We start from the raw sequence: 5541 nt of genomic DNA on the forward strand, positions 1-5541 counted from the left end.
TCCGCTGTGGTGAGCAGGTGTTGAGGCGCTGAGTGAGGACCGGTCACCGGGCGAGCCGATACAGGGCGACGAAGTCGACGCCGGTGTCCGGCACGGCCCCGTCGCGGACCAGTTGGACTGTGTTCGCGGCACGGGCCGGCTGGGGCGCGATGGTCCAGCCACCGCCGGTCAGTGCACCGGGGTCAGTGCCCAGGCCTGTCAGACGCACGGTGTCGCCCCCGCCATCGTTGGACCCGCCCTCGGTGGAGCCGACCGGCGTCCCGGCGGAGCCGTAGGTGATGAGGAATGGCGCACCGGCTGGCGTCGCCACGGCGGGCTGCTTCCGCGACGGGGCTCCGGCCACGAGGTCGACCAGCCGATACCGGTAGCCCTCGTGCTCGACGGTCTCGGGTAGTGCGGCGAGAGCCTGGCCGGTGCGGGGATCGGGGACGACTCGCTGCGGTCCCTGGTTGTAGACGGCCAGCGCGAACCGCGCCGTTTCGACGGCAACCGGAGCGCCCGACTTGGCGTCGACCAACTGCACCCGCAGGCCGGCCGGCTTGCCGACGGTCAGCTCGGTCCATCCATGCCCCGGCTCACCCGGCGTCCAACCAGGCACAAGCTCGTGCCCAGCCGGTGGTGTCGTGCTGCACGCCCCCTGTGACACGAAGCCATCGGACCCGACCAGCCGGACTCGCACCTCGACCTGCTTGGTCTGTTCCGCGGCGCCGCTCGGCAGGTAGCACTCGGCGCCGATCGCAACATGGTTGGTCGTCACGTCCCAGAGCATGGTTGCCTGGCCCTGCCCGACGTCGCTGATGAAACCGGCCGCCAGCGAGTCGCCACCGATCTGTGCTCGGATGCGGAGCCCTTCCTTCACCACATCGCGGGGAGCAGCCGGCACGGACCGCGTCGGCATGCCGTCGGTGCCGGTCATCGTCGGCGTGGGCTGCACCGCCGCGTGGCCGCTCGTGGCCGGCCTGGGCGTGCGCGTCCCGCTGCCCAGCTGGGACGTCAGGCCGGCACCCAGAGTGAGCAGCGCCGCACACGCGACGCCCACTCCGGCGGCCCGGGTCCGCTTGCGAGCCCGCACCTTCGACGCGACACCGGCCGCGAAGCCGCGGTCCGCCGTGACGTCGCACACGAGGCTGTCGAGGTCCTGCTTCAGGTCGGTCGGGTTCATGACTGCGCCTCCATCAGCGCCGGGTCCACTCGGAGCTTCGCCAGGGCGCGGCTGGCCTGGCTCTTGACCGTGCCGACGGAGCAGCTCATGACGTCGGCCGTCTCCCGTTCGGACAGGTCCTCGTAGTAGCGGAGCACGACGATTGCGCGCTGCCGCTTGGGCAGCCGCCCGAGCGCGGCCCACAGGTCGGTCCGGTCGTCGACCCGGTGGCTGTCGTGCCGGCCGTGTCCGTCCTGGTCATGCCCGTCCCTGCCGCGGCCACGGCCGGCGCCCGGCTCGGGCAGCTCCTCGGTCGGATGCTCGCCGTTCCACTTGCGCCGCCACCAGCTCGCATACGTGTTGACGAGCACGCGCCGTGTGTACGCCTCCGGCGTCACCTCGATCCGTCGCCACGCGAACCAGGTCTTGGCGAGGGCGGTCTGGAGCAGGTCCTCCGCCAGCCCGACGTCGCGGGTCAGCAGGACTGCGGTCCGCAGCAGCGCCGTCGACCGGGCCGCGACGAACGCGTCGAACTCCTCCTGCTGTGCCACGCCGGCTCCCCTCAGCGCCTCCGCCGGCAGCACCTCGGCCGGGCTCGATGTCGTCACATCCAACACGACCACCGAGCCGTCTCGAAAGGTTGCATCGGCACTTCCGGAGGTGAGCGGCATACCACGTCGTCGGAAGGCCGCCCCGCGTGGCGTCGGTCGTGAGTTTCGGGGCACACGGGCCGGGCGGTCATACTGATACGCGGCCCGGCGCACCCCACCGGGTCGATCCACGAACGGGAAGTGATGGAGTGACACCAAGCAGGCACGACGTGCGGGCCGCGCAACTCGCGGCCTCGAAGCGGGGCAAGGGCACCGGCAAGCGCAAGCCGCAGCGTACCGGCTGGCGGCGCTGGGCCATCCCCACCCTGAAGTGGGGCTCGCTCGCCTTCCTCGCCCTGCTCGTCATCGGCGGGGCCGGCGTGGTGTGGGCCTACAACACCACCTCGATCCCCCAGCCGAACGACCTCGCCAACGCACAGACGTCGATCGTCTACTACGCGGACGGCAAGACCGAGATGGCTCGCTTCTCCGTCACCGAGGGCAACCGCGAGTCCGTGCCGCTCAGCAAGGTGCCCAAGGACGTCCAGGAGGCGCACCTCGCCGCCGAGGACCGCAGCTTCTACACGAACAACGGCATCTCGATCCCCGGCATCCTGCGCGCCGTCAAGACGAGCGTCACCGGTGAGAACCAGGTCGGCGGCTCGACCATCACCCAGCAGTACGTCAAGAACTACTTCCTCACCCAGGACCGGACGATCTCGCGCAAGGCCAAGGAGATCCTCATCTCGGTCAAGATCGACAGCCAGATGTCGAAGGACCAGATCCTGGAGAACTACCTCAACACGATCTACTACGGACGTGGCGCCTCGGGCATCCAGAGTGCGGCCCGGACCTACTTCGGCAAGGACGTCTCCAAGCTGTCCGTCGGTGAGGGCGCCGTCCTCGCCTCGATGATGAACGCGCCGGAGATGTACGACCCGGCGAACGGCGCCAAGGCGCAGCAGAACCTCGAGAACCGCTACTCCTGGGTCCTCGACGGGATGGTCAGCCAGGGTTGGATCAGCCCGACCGAGCGGGCCAAGTGGACCAAGCTGCCGAAGATCCTGCCCCGCAAGGCCGCCTCCCAGGGGTCCGGCCCGACCGGCTACATCACGGCCGAGGTCCGCAAGGAGCTCAAGGCGCAGGGGCTGTCCGAGAAGGACATCGACCAGGGTGGCCTGCGCATCACCACGACGATCGACAAGAAGGCGCAGGACGCCGCGATCAAGGCGATGAAGGACAACCTGCCCGACAAGGTCCACGGCGGCCTCGTCGCGATCAAGCCCGGTGACGGTGCGGTCGTCGCGATGTACGGCGGCGCCGACTACGCCAAGTCGCAGTGGAACACCTCGACCCAGGCGATCCTGCAGGCCGGCTCGAACTTCAAGCCGTTGGCGGTGCTCGCCGCCGTCCGGGACGGCATCTCGACGAAGACCCAGTTCGACGGTGACTCGCCGCAGAAGTTCCAGGACGTGACGATCAACAACTTCGGGCACCGGTCCTACGGCAAGGTCGACATCCGCCGGATGATCGGCCGCTCGATCAACACCGCGTTCGTCGCGCTCAACGAGAAGATGGGCCCGGCCAAGACCAAGCAGGCCGCCATCGACGCCGGCATCCCGGCCAACACCTCCGGCCTCGGCACCGACCTGACCAACGTCCTCGGCACGTCGTCACCGCATGTCATCGACATGGCCTCGGCCTACTCGACGATCGCGTCGCAGGGCACCCGTAGCAAGCCGTACTTCGTCAGGAAGGTCACCGCGACGACGTCCGACTTCACCTATGAGGCGAAGCCACAGACGAAGCGGGCGTTCGACAAGGACGTCACCGCGGACACGACCGACGCCCTGACCTACACGGTCAAGCCCGGTGGCACGGCCACGAAGCTGCAGGGCCTGAACCGGCCGGTCGCCGGCAAGACCGGTACCTCCGAGGAGAACCGCTCGATCTGGTTCTCCGGGTTCGTCCCCCAGCTCGCCGTCTCGATCGGGATGTACAAGCCGGACGCGAACGGCAACCCGACGACGATGACCGACTCCGAGGGCTACAACCTGACCGGTGGCACGATCCCCGCGGACATCTTCATGGAGTTCATGCAGCCCGTCCTCCAGGGTGTCGAGCCGCTGCCGTTCCCGGCACGGGCGGGGGTCGGCGACAGCCGGGTGCAGACCCCGACGACGACCCAGGCCCCGACCACGACCGTCGCCCCGACGACGACGGAGGCGCCGACCACGACCCAGGCGCCGACCACGACGACGCAGGCCCCGCCGACGACGACGCAGGCGCCGACGACCACGAGCCCGTCGTCCACCCCGGCCCCCAGCCCGACCAAGACGAAGATCACGATCCTGCCGCCGGGTCCGGGTGGCGGACCCAAGCCGTCGACGACCACGACCAAGGGCGGGTGACGCCTCCTTGGCGTCCGATCCCGTCGCGCGCGCGGCCTCCGAGGTCATCGGGGGACCGAGAGGGAGGTATGCCGCTCAGCCTGGTCCGCGATGGCAGCTGACCGCCGCTGTGCTGTCGGCCCTCGCCGCCCTGCCGCTCGGCTTCGGGATCCTCTTCCGGGCACCGTGCCTGCGCACGCACTGGACCGGGACCGAGCAGTTCTGGAACGCCTGCTACGCGGACCTGCCCAACGCTTTCCGGGACTCCGGGCTGGGACGTGGGATAGCGGCATACCTCCAGGGCGGCGCGGACGCGCCGGTGACCGGACAGCCGCCGCTGACGGGGTTCTTCCTCATGCTCGTCGGGAGCCTGGTGCCGGACGGGCGGCCGGGGACGCGGATCGCGTGGTACTTCGCGCTCTGGGCGGTGATCACGGCGGTCCTCGTGCTGGCGATCATCTGGTTGGTGGCTGGGTCCGTGCGCCGGCCCTGGCTCGCGGCGCACATCGCCCTGTCGCCGGTCGTGGCGCTCGTGGCCTACATCTCGGCCGACGCCGTCGGGGTGGCCCTCGCGACGGCCGGCATGTGGGCCTGGGGGAAGCGGCGCACGACGACGGCCGGGGTGCTGCTCGGGCTCGCGATGGCGGCCCGGTCCTACCCGGTCCTCATCCTGCTCGCCATCGGTCTGCTCGCCCTGCGGTCGGGACGGCTCCGGGCCTACGGCCGCACCGCCGGGTATGCCGTCCTCGTCTTCCTCGCCGTGCTCGCGGCGACCTGGCTGCTCAACCCGGAGTCGGCCGCCGCCTCCTACGTCGACTGGGCCACGGCCGGGCCGGGCTACGGGTCGCCGTGGCTGCTGCCGCAGCTGGCCGGCCACCCGCTGCCGACCGGCGCGGTGACGGCACTCGCCGTCGTCGGCTGGGTGCTGGCCGTCCTCCTCGGGGCGGTGCTGGCCCTGTCCTCTGTGCGTCGCCCCACCGTCGCGGAGGTCTCCCTCGTCATGGTGGGCGTCGTCCTCGTCACCGGCAAGTCGTTCACGGTGCAGAGCGCGCTCTGGCTCGTGCCGCTCGTCGCGCTCGCCGCAGTGCCGTGGCGTGACCATCTGATCTGGGCCACGGGTGAGGCGGTCAACTTCATCGCCGTCTGGCTCGTCATCGCCGCGACGACGGTGCCGGACCGTGGCCTGCCGGGCTCCTGGTATGCCGCGTTCTCGATGCTCCGGGCGCTCGCCGTGCTGTGGCTCGTCGTGTCGGTCTGGTTGCGCGCACGAGACCGGCTGGCCCCCGTCGCCGGCCGCGACGACGAGTCGGACGACCTCGCCGGGCCGATGGCCGGTGCGGACGACGCGGTCCTCGTCCGCTTCGCCTGACTCGTCCATTGGCCTCGTCTCGTCGAAGGGCCAGTTCCCGACGAAGGGCCA

4 protein-coding genes are annotated in these 5541 nt (G+C 70.5%); 2 read left to right on the top strand and 2 right to left on the bottom strand.

Going from position 1 to position 5541, the window contains the following annotated elements:
* Positions 1-43 precede the first annotated feature (43 nt).
* Entirely contained in the window at positions 44-1162 is a 1119-nt protein-coding gene (locus N864_RS18635) for a hypothetical protein (protein ID WP_034720655.1), read from the bottom strand.
* Entirely contained in the window at positions 1159-1749 is a 591-nt protein-coding gene (locus N864_RS18640) for a SigE family RNA polymerase sigma factor (protein ID WP_240474399.1), read from the bottom strand. Before N864_RS18640 ends, N864_RS18635 begins: the two co-directional genes overlap by 4 nt.
* A gap of 212 nt (positions 1750-1961) precedes the next feature.
* On the opposite strand from N864_RS18640, the gene N864_RS18645 reads away from it, so the two are divergent.
* On the top strand, positions 1962-4142 hold the full coding sequence (locus N864_RS18645) for a transglycosylase domain-containing protein (protein WP_240474400.1): 2181 nt from the start codon (positions 1962-1964) through the stop codon (positions 4140-4142).
* 7 nt (positions 4143-4149) lie between these two features.
* Positions 4150-5490 carry a glycosyltransferase 87 family protein gene (locus tag N864_RS18650; protein ID WP_034720661.1) on the top strand — a complete coding sequence of 447 codons (1341 nt, stop codon included), beginning with the start codon at positions 4150-4152 and terminating at the stop codon, positions 5488-5490.
* Positions 5491-5541: the final 51 nt, after the last annotated feature.

This window comes from Intrasporangium chromatireducens Q5-1 (genome assembly GCF_000576575.1).
In the GTDB taxonomy this organism is placed as follows: domain Bacteria; phylum Actinomycetota; class Actinomycetes; order Actinomycetales; family Dermatophilaceae; genus Intrasporangium_A; species Intrasporangium_A chromatireducens.